Source organism: Vibrio tapetis subsp. quintayensis, assembly GCF_030409945.1.
Taxonomy (GTDB): domain Bacteria; phylum Pseudomonadota; class Gammaproteobacteria; order Enterobacterales; family Vibrionaceae; genus Vibrio; species Vibrio quintayensis.
Window position 1 is genome coordinate 126,401 of the sequence record NZ_JAUFQV010000043.1, and the last position, 17,178, is coordinate 143,578.

Sequence of the window (17,178 nt, forward strand, 5' to 3'; positions counted from 1 at the left end):
TAGTTACGAACAATAACCAAGAAATAAGCACTGCTTGTACATGCGAGCAGTGCTTTTTTTACCACTCTCAGCCTAGAAAGGCAGCGGCTAGTTTGCCATCACATCGACTGATAAACCGAAACCATATTTCGGCCATTTCTTTTTGCTTGATAAAGCGCTTTATCCGCTTGATCTAATAGTTCTTCGAAACTGTCTTGGTGGTTTAAGATCGATAACCCTAAGCTTACCGTGAAATGAATGTGGTTCTTTTTAGAATGGACTGGGCTGTTCATGACGGAGAGCCGAATGCCATTGGCAATTTCGTAAGCCGTGTCTAGGCTGGTATCGGGCAGCAAAATGGCAAACTCTTCTCCTCCTATGCGGCCAAACGTATCATCCGGTCTGAGTTCTTCATTGCAGCAACGAGTGAAGAGTTGCAGAGCCTGATCACCACAAATATGGCCGTAGACGTCATTGATGGCTTTAAATCGGTCGACGTCGATAATGATCAGCGCAAAAGATCGATGGCGTAACTTATAGGATTGAAATTTCTGAAGCCCGACGTCCATAAAGTACTTTCGGTTGTGTATTTGGGTTAGGGAATCTCGGGTGGCTTCGTGAAATAACTGGTCTTCGTATTCGTCTCGGTTGGTTTGATCTTTATGCAAAATGTGACGCGTTACCAGTATGGTGAATAATGAAAGCAGCATAATGATCAGTGTAAGAAAGGGCAGGATTTTTTTGCTTGGCAGCGATGGCTTCCACGCAAGGGAAGCAACGTGTTGGTTTAACGGGGACATCAACGGCGTATGATTTTCCGCATTGGTGTTAGTGTCTGCTAGGGTCAAGCCTGAAAGTTGATAGTTAAATGCTAAGTGCGCAATATATTCATCGTCCATTAACTTGCCAAACGCTAAAAATGAGCCCTCATGAGGCTCCGCAGTTTCTTCGTCAATAAATGGGCCACCAACGACAAAATACACCAGTTCACCCAATCGTAGGTAACCACTTACGGTTTTGGTAACAGTATCTAGGCCTTTTGATTCATTCATCAATTTGGCTAGCCCTTGTTTCATGATGTCGTCTGAACTGGCGGGCTTAGTGTCATCGTTGAATGTGAGGTTGACGATGTGTTTTTTGTTCTCTACCGAGATACTAAAATCCAAGCTGTTGTTGGATAGGATGAAATGCCCAGAGTTGTCATATATCCAACCCTCATTGTGATCAAGAATGACTTTTTGATAGGCTTCATCCCAGTATGAATATTCTTCTAAGATATCGCGTCGGTGTTCGCTTTCTAGGTTCATCGCTAGCGTTACTCGTTGATTCAGTTCGTTTACCGCAAAGCCGTCTAGTGAACTCAAAAAGTAGTATAAGCTGCTCACAGTGGCGATAGACATAACGAAAAAAAGCCATGAAATAATAGAAATAACCGACTTAGCTGAAATGAACTGTTGTGCGAAAATTTTCGTCATAGCAAACTGATTTTACTGATGAAGTGGGCGATCTTAATATTAGTATAGTTGAAAGTACTGCTAATGCTTTATGGTACTGTTATTGGTACTGCTTACTGAACGTGGGAATAGGCGAGTATCGTGAGTAATGGTATATGGATGAACTCGCAAGCCAAGAAGGAATAAACCGTTTTGATAGTACAACATAGATTTACCTTATTTGGTTGCGCAGCAATACTGTTATGGAGCTGCTTGATGGGGCTCGTGCGTAATGTAGCCGAGCAACTCGGCTCAATTGGTGGGGCTGCCATGATCTATACGGTAGCCTCGTTGTTTTTAGTTGCGGTGATGGGTTTTCCCAATGTTAGGCGTTTTCCTAAACGTTATTTACTGATTGGTGGCTCGCTGTTTGTTTGCTATGAAATCTTTCTCGCTTTAGCGCTAGGAATGGCAAATGATAGGCACCAAGCGATGGAAATGGCGGTCATCAACTACCTTTGGCCAGCTTTAACCGTTTTAATGGCGGTAATGTTAAGCAAAAATCGCACTCACTGGTTGGTGTATCCAAGCATAGCGTTAGCCTTTTTGGGGGTAGCCTGGAGCATTACAGGCGATCAAGGCTTATCCTTTTCTCAAATTTCCATTAATGTAGCGACGAACCCACTTACCTATTTCTTTGCCTTTTCGGGTGCTTTTATATGGGCGATTTATTGCAATATTACTCAAACTTTGTCGGAGGGGAAAAACGCCATCGTGCCATTTTTTATGGCGACGGCTGCGATGTTGTGGATTCAATATGGGCTAAGCGATGAACCTATGATGAGTCTCACTTTGGGTTCTGTATTCGATTTAGTCATCACGGGTATTTGCATGGGCAGTGGCTATGCGTTGTGGAATAGAGCCATTATCGACGGAAATATGATGTTGCTGGCCACCCTTTCATACTTCACTCCAATATTCTCGACTGTTTTGTCAGGCTTTATCTTAGGTGTGTCTCTGACCGCGTCATTTTGGCAAGGTGTGGTGATGGTTACCATCGGTTCTCTGGTTTGCTGGTGGGTCACCAGAGCAAAACCCAAATTAGGGGCGGATAAAGGTGAAGTCGAGTCCTGTGGATAACACTTTTAATGAAAAGTGTGCAAAGAAATACGTAAATAGATGTCTATTTTACCGCTTAACCAAGTGGGCTTTCAATTCTGGTTCACATAAGGCGCGAAACCACTGATGAGCCGGGTCGTGGTGATGCTTGGCATGCCAAAGCAAGTAATATTTGTGGTTGGGTAACGCGAACGGTAATGGCTTAATGCACAGTCTATGCAGTTGTGCGTATTGCTCTACCAAGTGCAAAGGCGCTGTCATGATGCAATCGGTTAGGGTTAGTGTTTCTAATGCAGAATCAAAAGAGGGCATCTTTGCAAATATTGTCCGAGTTTTTAAGTGTGCAGAGGTGGCCAAATCTACTTGGCGATGTCGTTCGCTAATGCCGTTTACTTGAATGTGCTTCGCATCTAAATAGTCATCAGTGGTCAGTGCTTTGTTCGCCAAAGGATGTTGTTGCCGACAGACGATGACGTAATGATCTTGACCGATCTCTTTGCCGTACAAATTTTCTGGTATTTGCTCTGCCATCACGGCAACGAGATCGATTTCTTGTCCTGCTAGATCTTTGAGTTGTTCTTCTTGCCACAACACACAGCGAATATTGGCTTTGGGAGTTTGTGCCTCTAACTTTTCACACAATGTTGGCAATACATTAGGAGCAAAAAAAGGTGTGAGTGCTAGAGAGAACTGGCGCTGGCACTGCTGCGGTTCGAATTCTGCTGCGAGATAGAGTGAGTCGATTTGATGTAATAACTGAGGTAACTGTTGTTTCAGTGTTTTGGCGCGTTCTGATAGCAGGTAGCTATTCCCCTCACGGATTAAGATCGGATCTTGAAAAGCTTCGCGTATCTGCCCGAGCGTTTTACTCATTGAAGATTGAGTCACGTTTAATTCCCGAGCGGAGTCCGTCAAGTTGCGAGTGGTGAGCAACGAATCCAATGCGGGCAATAGTTTGTAGTTATTCACTGTGAAAGGGTACCTGGTGAAACGGGTGATTGATTGGTTATAGCACAGCTTTTGTGTGAATAGCGCAAAGGTATGAAAAAAATTCACACTTACTCATCGTTTTATCAATTATAGGAATTATTCAGTTTTGGTTATGATGTAGCTATGAAGTGGAGCCGTGAATTGCTCTGAGAAATACATTTGAATTGGAAGGTAAATATGTCTTGTGTCGTTGAAAAGTTAACATCCCAGTACGATAACAGTGTTCGTCACATCATTGAAAAAGTTGGCGCCGAATTTGGCGCGGTTGGTGAAGGCTATGGCCCCTCAGACCCAGAAGTGTTGTGCATGAGCCAACACTATGGCGATGACAGTAAAAGCGTTTATTTGGTTGCGTTATTAGACGGACAAGTCGTCGGCGGTTGTGGCTTGGCAGCATTTAATGGCAGTGATGAAGTCTGTGAGCTTAAAAAGTTGTTTATCTTGCCTGAAGGGCGCGGGCACGGTTTGGGTAAAAAAATGTCTATCGCTTGCTTAGACTATGCTCGCTCGCAAGGTTACCAAAGTTGCTACCTGGACACGCTAACCGCAATGAAAGTGGCAGTTCGTTTATATGAAAGCCTTGGTTTTGAACACTTAGATGCGCCGTTAGATGGCACGTTACACAATAGCTGTGATGTGTGGATGCTTAAGTCTTTGGCTGAATAAGGGACCGAAATGATCACTTGCCACGTACGTTATATTATCGACCCTAAAAAAGTTGAAGATTTCGAACGCTACGCACAAATGTGGATACCGTTAGTTGAGAAATTTGGCGGCACTCATCAAGGGTATTATTTACCGGCAGAAGGGGCTAATAATGTGGCACTGGCGCTTTTCTCATTCGAATCGCTAGCGGCTTACGAGCAGTATCGTATTGACTCGAACAGTGATGAGGAATGTCTAGCGGCCTTTGCTTTTGCTACAAACACCGATTGCATTTTGAGTTATGAAAGAAGCTTTTTTCGTCCAGTTCTTTCTTAACATAGGACAAATAAAGGGCGTATTTTAAGCCCTTTATTGCTATTTACGAGTAGATTGGCGGAAAATTAATTGGGTCGGAACCATCAATTTAACTAAGCTGTTGTCAGCTTCTCTGATCTGATTTACCACGATTTTGACGGACTCTCTTGCTAAGCGTTTGAAGTCTTGTCGAAAAGTAGATATTTGATAACTAAGCCAATTTGATTGGGGTATATCATCGAATCCAATAACTTGTAACTCTTCAGGAATCTTAATACCAAATTCCAACTTTGCCACATCCATCAGCGCCATTGCTATAATATCGGTCGAGCAGAACACGGCGTCAGGCCTATCGGAAGCCGTCAACATTTTCCGTATCGTATCAAGGCAACCATCGTAGTTATAACTGCCAGTCACCGTTGCTGGAATGCAACCTAACAAATCTTCGGAACAGTCATTAAATCCGTTCATCCGCTCTTGGTTAGTGAGAGTGGGAATATCACCAGTGAGATAAGCGAGCTTTTTTGAGCCGGAATTTATGAAATGCGCTGCCGCCGACTGACCAGCAGAGTAATTATCACTAATGGCATAGCTGCATTTAGTGCCTTCCTCTACACGTGCAAATTGAACGATAGGTATATTGAAATCGCGACATTCTTCATAAAGAGCGGTATTGAATTGTGCAGATGCAGCAATAACGGCATCAACTTTATATTGGAATATATTGGGAATCGTATGATGATTTTGTTCGTCTAACACCCATGGTATTAATACAGCGGAGTAACCATTTCTCTGGAGCTCTTTACTTAACAGTTGTAATGTTTCCATATGGATCGGGTAATCAGCATCAGGGAAGACTAAACCAATAAGCTTTGATTCATTTGTGGTTAAACTACGAGCAAACGCGTTAGGGCGATAATTAAGTGTTCGAGCTGCGTCCATGACTTTTTTACGCGTGCTTTCGGAAGAGGAACTACCATCGATGAACACTCTCGACACAGTAGATTGAGAAACCCCTGCAAGTTTAGCGACATCCTTAGAGGTAACATTACTTTTTTTATTGTCTGCCATTATTAAAGCCATTTTAAACGAGAATAAGCATTATAACGGTTACGTAGTCGTAATGATAGAAAAGCCTTATCGCTTTATTGATAAGGCTTTATGAGCATTGTGAGATTTATTTATGAATTGTATTCATTAGAAGTAGTAACGAATACCTGCTGAGAATTGATCATCACGATTTTGATATTTAGCCGCTTCAAACTTGTCGCTGCCTTGATCAAATTGATATTCGGCCCAGACAATGAAGGTGTTTTTGCTGAAGTGATATTCAACGCCAGGAATGAGAGTTAACCGTTCATACCCATTAGCTCGGCCGTCCGTATCCGACATATAGTTTACGTTAAACGTTGGACGAAAACCGCCGTCAAGGTGGTAATAGGTATAAATTTCAGCACCGCGCGAATCAAAGAAGTAATTTTGGTCAGTAATTTCCCAGTTGTTGCCTTGGCTGTAAGTTGCGCCAACGTATAGGCTACCGTCAGAATAATTAGCCCCAAGGAGAGCTAAACGAGCCGTATCGCCATTCTGGATATTAGTACCAGTGTCTAGGTCGGTCATCTCATTTTGATGATAGGCAAAACCAATGTTAATTTGGTCATTAAGCTTGTAAAGAGCAGATGCGCCTAAACCATTTTTTAACGTTGCTTTGATATTGCTGTTAAGAGCGACATCGGTACGCGTTGTTTGATAAGTAAAACCGTACTTTATTTGCTCGTTAATGCTATTGCGGTAAGTTATTGAGTTGGCTGCACGGCCTGTACCACTACTTATACCCCAGTCGCTGAGATTGTAGACACCAGAGCCACGGGTACCATACGTTCTGCCCATATCAGTAAACCATGCGACGTCGTAGAAAGTACTCCATTGTTTAGTACCTGCGGCAATTTTACCGTAGGTATCATGCTCTACACCTGCGTAGAGTAAGCGGTCATAAATATCACTTTTGTCGGACTGCGAATTGTAGCCCCACTCAGCATGACCGAACCCTTGCCAACCATTGTCTAGCTGCTTTGTTCCTTTTAAGCCAAAGCGTGAGCTACCGCTGTTCCATTTACTGTCTTGGCCTTCGCCAGGCTGTTGGTATCGAGCTTCGAAACGGCCGTCAAGTGTTAGAGTGTCTCCATTTTCATTAGTAAAGGTATGTGCTGCGAAAGCGCTACCCGCGCTAAACAATGCTAATGTGATGATGGATAAGTTTAGTTTATTCATTATTTTACTCAAGGTATCAATGTGATAGTGCGACCGACTCTGATTTCAGGTTGGCAATTATTATATAAATCGTAACTATCGAGTTAAAAATGCGCCTCTGGTTGAGGCGCAGAAGGAAGCTGTATTATGGGTTTATAGGTTCGGGTTTAAGATTTGTTGAGTACGTTCGAATACGTCCAAACCTTGTTGTTGTAGCCAGTAAGGAAGATCGATCAGTACCCAGTTTTCAGATAGCTTATCGCCGTCACGGTAGTAAACATCAACCACTTGCATGTTTGCACGAACTTCACCGCCAGTCATACCTAAAAAACCACCTGTAGGAGTGTTTGAAAGGTTTGGCCAGCCAAAGAAACAAGAGAAGTTACCTTCAGCGAAACGGCAAACATGACCGTTGAACTTCTTGTCTTTTAGATTGTTACGGAATGGCAGTTGGTGTTGCTGTTGGTAGCGTGGAATCGTGTAAGATGCGCCGATACCACAAGGCCCATACCAGATCATGTCTTCAGACCAGCTCTTAGCAAGAACTTCTGGTGGGCAGCCCATAGCGCCACTGTCGTTTAGTGCTGATAAGTCATCAACCATCTTATTGACTAGTGCCAGCGTCGCGACACCCTCTTCAGGTGCTGCGTCTTCAAACAATAGGCCATCGTGATTACGTGGACCAGGGTAGACAAAGTGCTTACCTGTAGATGGTGGCAGTGGGTAGCAACCCGCTTGATCCATCATGCCAAGTAAATCTAGGAATAGGCCAGTTTTTGTGATTTTCCCATCAACAACACAGTTAAATTCTGCGTAGCGAACATTCATGATTTTACCGGTAGGGCGCATTCCAAGGAATTCTGCATCTAGTAGCCCCATGAAGTGGCCCATGCTCATAACCCAAATCTCACCTTCAGCTACTTCGTTTTCACCACCGATGAAAATGTCCTGACGGCGTTGCATGCGAGTCATTGATTTCATTAAAGGGGACCAGAAAACATCAGCGGCTGCTTGTGCGCCTTCTTGTTCGCGGAACGGGTAAACGCCGCGCCACAAATAATCTTCAGAAGTATGGGCTTTTAGCACTTCAGCAACGTTTTCGTGCGTTGCTTTTTCCATTGCATCAAAGTACTGACGTACAACATTTTTTGCTTCTTGATATTTAGACATTGTTTTCTCTCTTTTGCCGACGAGTCAGCTTGGAACAGGACTCGGAAATTAGTTGCTAGAATCAGCAAGCTGTTGCACTTGCCGATTTTGAATTGTTATCTAAAGGTCTTTTTAAGCGTTTGCTTGCTTTAGTGACTTGTCTTTATGGAAGATGCCACCTTTCAAGGTTTCAGGAAGTGTTAACCATAGTAAACCTGCAAGGATCCAAACGATTGGCGAGCCCCACATTGCTGTTTCTAAGTTCGAACGCTCTTGGATAAATACCAATACCATTGGTGCCCACATACCGATAATACGACCACCATGGAACAAGGCTGCTCCAAAGCTACGTAGATGAGCTGGGAATAATTCAGAGAAATACCCACCCCAAACAGCCGATGCAGACAGACCAAAGTTATAGATAAGGCCAAGAATCGCCAGCATGTTTAAACTGCCGATCATTAAGTCACTAGGAGCAACAAAGAAGACAGAAGCCATCACACCCGCAAGGATGAAGCCAAATGCGTTAACTTTACGACCATATTTGTCTGCGATGGCACCCCAAACCCAAGCACCAAACAAAGAGCCGAATGCAGAGATTGAGAAGATGACGCCGATTGTTGCACCATCGAATTCACGAACTTCTTTTAGGTACGTAGTCACGAATCCGCTGAAGAACTGATAACCGTAGAAGTTAAGGCCTGCCAGTAATAAACAGGTAATCGTTAGCTTGCGGTATGGTGCGCTTAGCATTTCACCCCAAGAGCCCTTTTTCTGTACTTGGCCAGAAGAACCTTCTTGTTCTGCCGCTTCTTCTTCACCGTATGCGATAACTTTTTTGTCGCTAGGAAGTAGGAAGACCATGACACCAGCAGCGACTAGTGGAGGAATGCCACCAACCCACATTAGACTCTGCCAAGGTGCATCAATGCTTGTAATGAAAGCTGCATATGCACCCATCGCCATTAATGCCACTGAGAACATGCTTGATGCAAATGCTGTTAATTTGCCGCGGACGCTTGGTGTGAAGAGGCCGATCATCATAGAAACAGCAACAGTGAAGTAACCACCTAACGAAATGCCGATGATAAAACGCATCAAAGCCCATGTTGTGTAGTCGGTAAACATCATGTTTACGATCGTTGCGCCACCGTTCAAGGCTGTGATCGCTATGAGAGTTGATTTTTTACCGAAGTTTGAAGCAAACCAAGCACAACTAAGCGCACCAATGAGTGCTCCTACAGATTGCCAGGTATAAAATTGTGCAGTATCAGCAAGGTTGATGCCATCGTATGCTTCAACGATGTAAGGGCGTACGTAGTCAATAATTACAAAATTGTAACAATAAAAGAAGTAACCTACCAAAATGGCAATGTAAGCAGCAACTCGCTGAATCATTGGCACTTCGCTCATGTGTTTACGTGCTGTCATAGCTGTATTCCTAGTGTTAAAGGGTCTATCTAAAGAATTGGTTGGAACAGAAGATCTTTTTGTCTGTGCTTTAGTTCAAGTGGATCATACATAAATCGTCGCAAGTGATACTGTGATCAATATCTTATTCCCAATGAATACGTACCCATTGCGGGGGTTAGTGTGATCTTGATCAATTAAAATGATGGGTTTGATTGCCTATTGACCGGTTTGTAATCTATTGGGTGATTTAAATCACATTTATCTCGCATCGACATTCACTGATCGAATAAAAAAGGTACTCTTTATTGTCGGGTATGGCAGTTTACGATAGGGTATATTCAATAATGGTTACGTATTCAAGCTTTGTGGTTATTGGCCTTTACGTTATTTCTACCTTGTTTATTAGCTACTTAGTTAATAGGCGTAGCAGTAATCGAGGCGATTTTTCTACAGGTGGGAAACAATTTGGTTGGTTTACGGCTGGTGTGTCGATCCTTGCTACTTATATAAGTGCGATGACATTTGTAGGCATGCCGGGTTGGGTATATCAATCGGGAATGCAAGCCATGGCCATCCATTTGAATTATCCCATTGTTATTTTTATTGCCGTAATTGTATTCATCCCCGTTTTCTATCGCATGGGACTCACCTCTATCTATGAGTATTTAGAGCATCGCTTTGGGGTCGTCGCTAGAACGATTAACTCCATTGTATTTATTGTCGTTCAGTGTATTTCTGCTGGAGTAATTTTATACGCTGTCGCACTGATTTTGGTGCAAGTGGTTCCAATATCGATTTACGAAGCGATCATATACATTAGCTTTTTTACTGTCGTATATACCTATGCTGGGGGTATATCTACCGTGATTTGGACCGATATGCTCCAGTCTGTGGTGTTGATTATCGGAAGTGTTGCGATATTCGTTATCTTATTAATGAACATTGATTTTTCGGCGATAGATGGTGCCGCCTTAATCGAAAAGTTTCAAGTGCTTCAATTTGAACCAACGCTAAAATCAGATACTACGATTTGGGCTGGCCTTGTTGCAGTGAGTTTTTTACATTTGAGCGTTTATGGATCTAACCAGTTGATTATCCAAAGAACGTTAGCAACAAAAGATTTGCACAATGCTCAAAAATCGATGCTTGTTTGTGGGTATGGGGCGTTTTTCATCTATCTGTTTTTTAGCGTAATGGGTATTTTGCTGTTTTTATATTATGGTGGACAGGAGTTTGCTAATAGCAATAACATTATTTTGGATTTCGTATTTAACCACACCAATCCGTACATTATTGGGCTTATTGTGTCAGCCCTTGCTGCCGCAGCCATGTCAACTTTAGATTCTACCTATAACTCAATCGCAACAGTTGCGACCTTTGATATTTATAAACGTTTTGTAAAACCAAATTCTGATGATAGCCATTACGAAAGCATCGCTCGAAAGCTATCTTTAATCGCCGCAATTGGAGTCGTGATTCCTGCGCTAACAGCCGTGTCGAATGAATCAGTGTTGAAGACCATTGCGAGCTTAACGTCTGTGTTTGTAGGTATTCGACTCGGTTCTTTCTTATTAGGATTATTTTTTGATCGTTCAAATGAAAAAGGGGTGATTGCTGGTAGCATTGCCAGCATTATTGCTATATTTGTTTGTCGCGACATGGATTATTCATGGCCATGGTATGCGCCGATAGGAACCGTAGTCTTTTTATGTACGGGTGTTATCGCTAGTCGATTTTGGGGCGGAAACGATGACCATCAACTAGAATTTATTCAACAGCAGAAGCAATTGTTTGCCAAGCCGACGGCCAGTCATTATGGGCTGCTTGTATTCGCTATTGGCACGTTGATTTTCTGTTCCTATTTACCTGGCTGGTTAGCAGCTGTCGTATAGAGTATTAGTCATGCTATCTATTTTCGATATTTTTAAAGTGGGCGTCGGCCCATCAAGTTCCCATACTAACGGGCCAATGTTGGCCGGGTATGCTTTCGCACAGCTTTTATCTCCGATTCTGACTCAAGTCGATCGCGTTCAAATCGACTTGTATGGCTCACTGTCATTGACGGGTCGTGGTCACCATACAGACAAAGCAAGCATCTTAGGCCTACTGGGGAACAAGCCTGATAGCATCGACATCGTCAATGCCAATAATCTCATGGCGACTAGCCTGAATAACAAAGTGCTGCCGATACTAGGTGAGCACCCAGTTAAGTTCGATCCCGATCAAGATTTGCTGTTTCATCAAGATAATTTGCCACTGCATGAAAATGGCATGTCGATTACGGCGTACGATTCCAGTGGTGAACCGCTGAAGCAGGAAACCTATTACTCTACTGGTGGTGGGTTCATTGCCACCGCGAAAGAGCTTGAATTTGGCAGCAGTGAAGCGCCAGTTCCGTTGGACTACCCGTTTAAAAATGCTGAAGATTTGCTCACGATGGCGGAATCGAGTGGCATGAGTTTGGGGGGAATGGTCTTAAAAAATGAGCTGGCGTATCATAGCGATGAAGCCATTAGCGCCCGAGCTGAAAAAATTTGGCAGGTAATGTCATCTTGTGTTGACCGAGGCTTTGCAACAGAAGGTATCCTTGATGGTGGTCTCAACGTCACTCGCCGCGCACCAGCCTTGCGTAAAAAACTGCAAGCGAATGCGTCAATTGAGAACGACCCCCTAGAAGTGATGGATTGGATCAACGTGTTTGCGTTTGCGGTCAGTGAAGAAAACGCAGCGGGTGGGCAAGTGGTTACGTCTCCAACGAATGGGGCGGCAGGCGTCATTCCTGCGGTATTGATGTATTACCACACTTTTATTAAAGAGTTAGATACTCAACAGCTACGAGATTTCTTAGCGGTGTCTGGTGCCATCGGCATGTTGTATAAGGTCAACGCGTCGATTTCGGGTGCAGAAGTAGGGTGCCAAGGTGAAATTGGCGTATCGTCTTCAATGGCTGCGGCAGGCTTAACCGCATTGCGTGGCGGAACGAATGAGCAGTGCTGCATTGCCGCTGAAATTGCGATGGAACACTCATTGGGGATGACCTGCGATCCTATCGGAGGCTTAGTTCAAGTCCCGTGTATCGAACGGAACGCGATGGGCGCGATGAAAGCGATCAATGCCTCACGTATGGCTCTAAAGCGAAACAGCAAGTGCCTTATCTCGTTAGATAAAGTCATTGCAACCATGTACCAAACCGGTAAAGACATGAACAAGAAATACCGCGAAACGTCATTAGGCGGATTGGCGGTAATCCATATGGCTCCGCCGTGTGAGTAAGAATAGGGCGCTACGCTACGGGTAAACGGACGGACTTTGTCCTACGGGTTACAGGAAAAGAAAATAGGATACGAACAAGTTGACACAGGGAGTATTCAGATTAAAATCCCGTAACCCGTAACCCGTAACCCGTAACCCGTAACCCGTAACCCGTAACCCGTAACCCGTAACCCGTAACCTAACACATCTTCCTTTTCAACCCACTCATCTCCAATAATCTTGTGGAGATCTCCTCTACAGACAGTGATGTCGTATTCAAGTAGGGGATCGCTTCTCGTCTGAACATGGATTCTACTTTTTCAATTTCAGTATCACATTGCGATTCGCTGGCGTAGTCGCTATCGGCTAAACGTTCTTGGCGAATGGTTTGTAATCGCTCGGATTCGATCGTTAAGCCAAATACTTTGTATCTAAACGGTTCGATGGCATCGGGTAGCCTAAGCCTTTTCATGTCTTCCGCGATGAATGGGTAATTCACTGCTCTAATACCAAATTGCATGGCCAAATACAGGCTCGTTGGCGTTTTTCCGCAGCGTGATACTCCCAACAAAATGATGTCGGCTTGCTCTAGGTTATTGAGAGAAATGCCATCGTCATGGGCCAAGGTGTATTCGATTGCAGCGATGCGATCCATATATTCAGAATTGTTTTTGCCAATACTATGAGAACGTTGAAGTTTTGGTTTTGGTTCGAGGTTTAAGTCTGATTTTAAGGGCGTAACCAAAAGATTGAGCACATCGTAAGTAAGCGCGTCGCTCTGCTCGATGATTTCTTTAACTTCAGGAATAACAATTGAATAGAAAACCAACGGTTGTTGCTGATATTTCTCAGTAGATTGGTTGATTAACTTTTGTACATCATTTGCTCTATCAATGTTTTCCACAAATGGTAGCGTCGTTTGATTGATTTTTAACGGAAATTGACCGAGAACCGCATTCCCTAAGGTTTCAGAGGTTATTGCTGTTCCATCAGATATGTAAAACACGTCACGAAACTCTAAATTTAATTGCATAAAAAGTTGAATTCTTAAAAAATAATTGTAATGTTGGCAGCGAGATTTCATTATAACAATAACCGTATAGAGTGTTAGATAAGAGTTGTGAATATGTGGTGGAGCTCTTTTTATGGCTACCCCGCAATCGATTGCTTACTAGCACTCCTTTTAACTGCTGATCCAATAAATAGGAGACTCCCCCATGCAACAGAATGTTGTTTGGTACGATGCTTTATCAATGAATGATGTTGACAAAGTAGGTGGAAAAAACGCATCTCTCGGTGAGATGGTCGCAAATTTGGCCAACGCTGGGGTACACGTACCCAATGGTTACGCCACCACCTCTTTTGCATTCAATCAATTTCTAGAATTTGATGGCCTAAATGGCCGTATTTATTCATTGCTTGAAACTCTGGATGTGGAAGATATTAACGCGCTAAAAGTCGCGGGTTCAACGATACGTAACTGGATTCTGGAGGCGCCTTTCCCAAGCGACCTAGAAGAAGACGTGCGCCGTTGTTACAAAGAACTGGGTGAGGGCGACGAAATGTTGTCTGTCGCGGTTCGCTCATCTGCAACGGCTGAAGATTTGCCGGATGCGTCTTTTGCTGGCCAACAAGAAACGTTCTTAAACGTTTGTGGTATCGATTCGGTTATCGAGGCAGTAAAACACGTATTTGCATCATTATTTAATGACCGCGCTATTTCCTACCGTGTTCACCAAGGTTTTGATCACGAAGGCGTTGCATTGTCTGCGGGCATCCAACGCATGGTGCGTTCAGATAAAGCATCATCTGGTGTAATGTTTACGCTCGATACAGAATCAGGATTTGACCAAGTGGTGTTCATCACTTCTTCGGTTGGCCTTGGCGAAATGGTTGTACAGGGCAGTGTAAACCCAGATGAATTCTACGTTCACAAACCAACGTTAAACGCAGGTAACCCTGCAGTTGTCCGTCGCACCTTGGGTTCAAAACAGCTTAAGATGATTTATGCCGAAGGCGAAGCGCTGGGAACTCAAGTGGAAGTTGTCGATACAACGGAAGCCGAGAGAAACCAGTTCTCATTGACTGATGCAGAGATTGAATCTCTGGCTAAGCAAGCGTTGATCATCGAGAAACATTACGGTCGTCCAATGGACATCGAATGGGCCAAAGATGGTATCACCGGCGAGTTAATGATTGTTCAAGCTCGTCCTGAAACCGTACGTTCTCGTGATGATAAAAAGGTGATGGAGCGTTTCCACCTTAATCAACAAGCTGAGATCCTTATTGAAGGTCGTGCTATTGGTCAGCGTATTGGCGCAGGTAAAGTACGTGTTGTAAAAAGCCTAGATGAAATGGATCAAGTTCAACAAGGTGATGTGCTCGTTGCAGACATGACAGACCCAGACTGGGAACCTGTCATGAAAAAAGCCGCCGCTATCGTAACCAACCGAGGTGGACGTACTTGTCATGCCGCGATCATTGCTCGTGAGCTAGGCATTCCTGCTGTGGTTGGCTGTGGTAATGCCGCTGGCGTACTGAAAGATGGCGACTTGGTTACTGTTTCTTGTGCACAAGGCGAAACAGGCTTTGTATATGCCGGAGAATTGGATTTCGAAATTCGCCGCTCAGCGGTTGATGAACTTCCACGTTTGCCACTTAAAGTGATGATGAACGTAGGCAACCCTGATCGCGCCTTTGATTTTGCAACCGTGCCTAATGAAGGTGTTGGCCTTGCTCGTCTAGAGTTCGTCATCAATAAGATGATAGGTATTCACCCTAAAGCCTTGCTTAGTTACAATGAGCAGCCTGCTGAAATCAAAACTGAAATCGACAAGCGCATTGCGGGTTACGAAAGTCCGGTCGAGTTTTACATTCAAAAGCTCACAGAAGGCATTTCTACTCTGGCTTCGGCTTTCTGGCCAAAACGAGTGATCGTCCGTATGTCGGACTTTAAGTCGAATGAGTACCGTAATTTAGTTGGCGGCGCGGCGTATGAACCAACGGAAGAAAACCCAATGCTAGGGTTCCGTGGTGCTTCTCGTTACATTTCGTCTGAGTTCCGTGATTGCTTTGCACTTGAGTGTGAAGCATTGAAACGTGTTCGCGATAAAATGGGGCTAAAGAATATCGAGATCATGATCCCGTTCGTTCGTACCGTAAGCGAAGCCGCTGCCGTTATCGACCTACTTGCTGCGCACGATCTTCGTCGTGGTGAGCAGGGCCTGAAAGTCATTATGATGTGTGAGCTACCTGCGAATGCAGTATTGGCTGAAAGCTTCTTGAAATACTTTGATGGTTTCTCGATTGGTTCTAACGATATGACGCAACTTACTTTGGGTCTTGACCGAGATTCAGGTGAAGTCGCACACTTGTTCGATGAGCGTAATGAAGCCGTTAAGGCCATGCTATCAATGGCAATTAAGGCGGCTAATAAAGCAGGAAAATACGTGGGTATTTGTGGCCAAGGCCCTTCAGATCATGAAGACCTAGCCGACTGGTTGTTAGAGCAAGGCATCGATTCATTATCGCTTAACCCAGACACCGTAGTGGAAACTTGGTCTCATCTTGGTGAGAAATACAGCGAAGAATAAAGTAAATTGAAAAAAAACAGCCCACGTGATGTGGGCTGTTTTCGTTGGTTAGGAGAGAATTAACTCTATTTGACCGATAAGCTCATTGGTAGACTATGGCTGCTGGCGTGTGGGAGCCAATACGATTTCACGAATACACACATTCTGAGGTTGTTGATAAGCAAATGTCACAGCGCGAGCAATATCATCAGCGGCTAGAACACCACCCATTTCTGTTTTCCAAGAATCGTACCCTGCTTTAATTTCATGGCTGGTTGTGTGAGAAAGTAATTCAGTTTCTACTGCACCTGGTGCGATAGTGATCACTCGCACATCTGCTTCTGCCACTTCTTCACGAACGTTTTCAGAAATAGCGTGCACCGCGAATTTGGTTCCGCAATATGCGGCATGGTTACCAAATGTCTTACGACCAGCAACAGAACTGATGTTGATGATTGTACCGCTGTTGCGTGCTTTCATTGGCGCTAATACCGCTTGCATGCCATTGAGTAAACCAATCACGTTTACATCGAACATGGTTTTCCATTCGTTTGCGTCTTGAGTATCGATTTGGCCCAGTAGCATAGTGCCGGCGTTGTTTACTAATCCATCAACTGGTCCGTAAAGTGCTTCGGCTTTTGAAATGGCATCATCAAACGTTGCTTTGTCGGTTACGTCAACCTGGGCGCAAAGTGTATTTGGCAAATCTAATGCTTCTAACTGTTCTATGCGGCGGGCCAATAATAATAGAGGGTGTCCCTCAGTGCTCAAACGACGTGCGATGGCTGCGCCAATACCAGAACTTGCACCTGTAATTACGATTAGTTTTTTCATTATTATGACCTTTCTCTATCTCATTGTTTATGTGAGGCAGCGTATGGCTAAAAGCCTCAGAAGCTGCGATGGAATGTATTCTAAGTAATTGCCTATTGTTGATATATAGCGGTTAACTTAAAACACTGTTGTTATCGTGCAACAATTAGGGGCGGGGAGTAGCTACGGCTGTTGGTGCCATAACATCAAAGGTAACGAGTTGATTTTTTTATTATTCTGAATTCAGA

Annotated in this window: 14 protein-coding genes; 6 read left to right on the forward strand and 8 right to left on the reverse strand. The window is 43.9% G+C overall.

Annotated features, from left to right (window positions below):
- Positions 1–98 precede the first annotated feature (98 nt).
- Positions 99–1,454, reverse strand: a complete 1,356-nt coding sequence (locus tag QWZ04_RS21560; RefSeq protein ID WP_290330326.1) for a sensor domain-containing diguanylate cyclase — start codon at positions 1,452–1,454, stop codon at positions 99–101.
- A gap of 171 nt (positions 1,455–1,625) precedes the next feature.
- On the opposite strand from QWZ04_RS21560, the gene yddG reads away from it, so the two are divergent.
- Positions 1,626–2,552 (forward strand): aromatic amino acid DMT transporter YddG, encoded by a 927-nt coding sequence (gene yddG / locus QWZ04_RS21565; RefSeq protein WP_290330327.1) that lies wholly within the window; start codon positions 1,626–1,628, stop codon positions 2,550–2,552.
- A 48-nt stretch (positions 2,553–2,600) separates the two neighbouring features.
- Here yddG and QWZ04_RS21570 read toward each other — a convergent pair whose 3' ends face one another.
- A complete protein-coding gene (locus QWZ04_RS21570) occupies positions 2,601–3,500 on the reverse strand; it encodes a LysR family transcriptional regulator (protein ID WP_290330328.1) in 900 nt (299 codons plus the stop codon).
- A gap of 198 nt (positions 3,501–3,698) precedes the next feature.
- Here QWZ04_RS21570 and QWZ04_RS21575 point away from each other — a divergent pair, with 198 nt between their 5' ends.
- Together QWZ04_RS21575 and QWZ04_RS21580 are read left to right on the forward strand one after the other, a co-directional pair.
- A complete protein-coding gene (locus QWZ04_RS21575) occupies positions 3,699–4,187 on the forward strand; it encodes a GNAT family N-acetyltransferase (RefSeq protein WP_290330329.1) in 489 nt (162 codons plus the stop codon).
- 9 nt (positions 4,188–4,196) lie between these two features.
- Complete coding sequence (locus QWZ04_RS21580) at positions 4,197–4,502, forward strand: NIPSNAP family protein (RefSeq protein ID WP_290330330.1); 306 nt, start codon at positions 4,197–4,199, stop codon at positions 4,500–4,502.
- Between the two features lie 39 nt (positions 4,503–4,541).
- On the opposite strand, the gene QWZ04_RS21585 is transcribed toward QWZ04_RS21580, so the two are convergent.
- The 4 genes from QWZ04_RS21585 to QWZ04_RS21600 all read right to left on the reverse strand — a co-directional run bounded on the left by QWZ04_RS21585 (position 4,542) and on the right by QWZ04_RS21600 (position 9,311).
- Positions 4,542–5,552 (reverse strand): LacI family DNA-binding transcriptional regulator, encoded by a 1,011-nt coding sequence (locus QWZ04_RS21585; protein ID WP_290330331.1) that lies wholly within the window; start codon positions 5,550–5,552, stop codon positions 4,542–4,544.
- 126 nt (positions 5,553–5,678) lie between these two features.
- On the reverse strand, positions 5,679–6,752 hold the full coding sequence (locus tag QWZ04_RS21590) for a porin (protein WP_290330332.1): 1,074 nt from the start codon (positions 6,750–6,752) through the stop codon (positions 5,679–5,681).
- A 132-nt stretch (positions 6,753–6,884) separates the two neighbouring features.
- Complete coding sequence (locus QWZ04_RS21595) at positions 6,885–7,901, reverse strand: ester cyclase (RefSeq protein ID WP_290330333.1); 1,017 nt, start codon at positions 7,899–7,901, stop codon at positions 6,885–6,887.
- Between the two features lie 111 nt (positions 7,902–8,012).
- Positions 8,013–9,311, reverse strand: coding sequence for an MFS transporter (locus tag QWZ04_RS21600; protein ID WP_290330334.1), 1,299 nt, complete (start codon positions 9,309–9,311; stop codon positions 8,013–8,015).
- Between the two features lie 326 nt (positions 9,312–9,637).
- Here QWZ04_RS21600 and QWZ04_RS21605 point away from each other — a divergent pair, with 326 nt between their 5' ends.
- Both QWZ04_RS21605 and QWZ04_RS21610 read left to right on the forward strand, forming a co-directional pair.
- Positions 9,638–11,185 carry a sodium:solute symporter family transporter gene (locus tag QWZ04_RS21605; RefSeq protein WP_290330335.1) on the forward strand — a complete coding sequence of 516 codons (1,548 nt, stop codon included), beginning with the start codon at positions 9,638–9,640 and terminating at the stop codon, positions 11,183–11,185.
- Between the two features lie 10 nt (positions 11,186–11,195).
- Positions 11,196–12,566 carry an L-serine ammonia-lyase gene (locus QWZ04_RS21610; RefSeq protein WP_290330336.1) on the forward strand — a complete coding sequence of 457 codons (1,371 nt, stop codon included), beginning with the start codon at positions 11,196–11,198 and terminating at the stop codon, positions 12,564–12,566.
- 178 nt (positions 12,567–12,744) lie between these two features.
- On the opposite strand, the gene ppsR is transcribed toward QWZ04_RS21610, so the two are convergent.
- Complete coding sequence (gene ppsR / locus QWZ04_RS21615; RefSeq protein ID WP_290330337.1) at positions 12,745–13,578, reverse strand: posphoenolpyruvate synthetase regulatory kinase/phosphorylase PpsR; 834 nt, start codon at positions 13,576–13,578, stop codon at positions 12,745–12,747.
- Between the two features lie 184 nt (positions 13,579–13,762).
- Between ppsR and ppsA the strand changes: the two genes are divergently transcribed.
- On the forward strand, positions 13,763–16,138 hold the full coding sequence (gene ppsA, locus QWZ04_RS21620) for a phosphoenolpyruvate synthase (protein ID WP_290330338.1): 2,376 nt from the start codon (positions 13,763–13,765) through the stop codon (positions 16,136–16,138).
- Positions 16,139–16,231: 93 nt separating this feature from the next.
- On the opposite strand, the gene QWZ04_RS21625 is transcribed toward ppsA, so the two are convergent.
- The gene (locus QWZ04_RS21625; RefSeq protein ID WP_290330339.1) at positions 16,232–16,951 is read right to left on the reverse strand and encodes an SDR family oxidoreductase; all 720 of its coding nucleotides are present in this window, start codon (positions 16,949–16,951) and stop codon (positions 16,232–16,234) included.
- Positions 16,952–17,178: the final 227 nt, after the last annotated feature.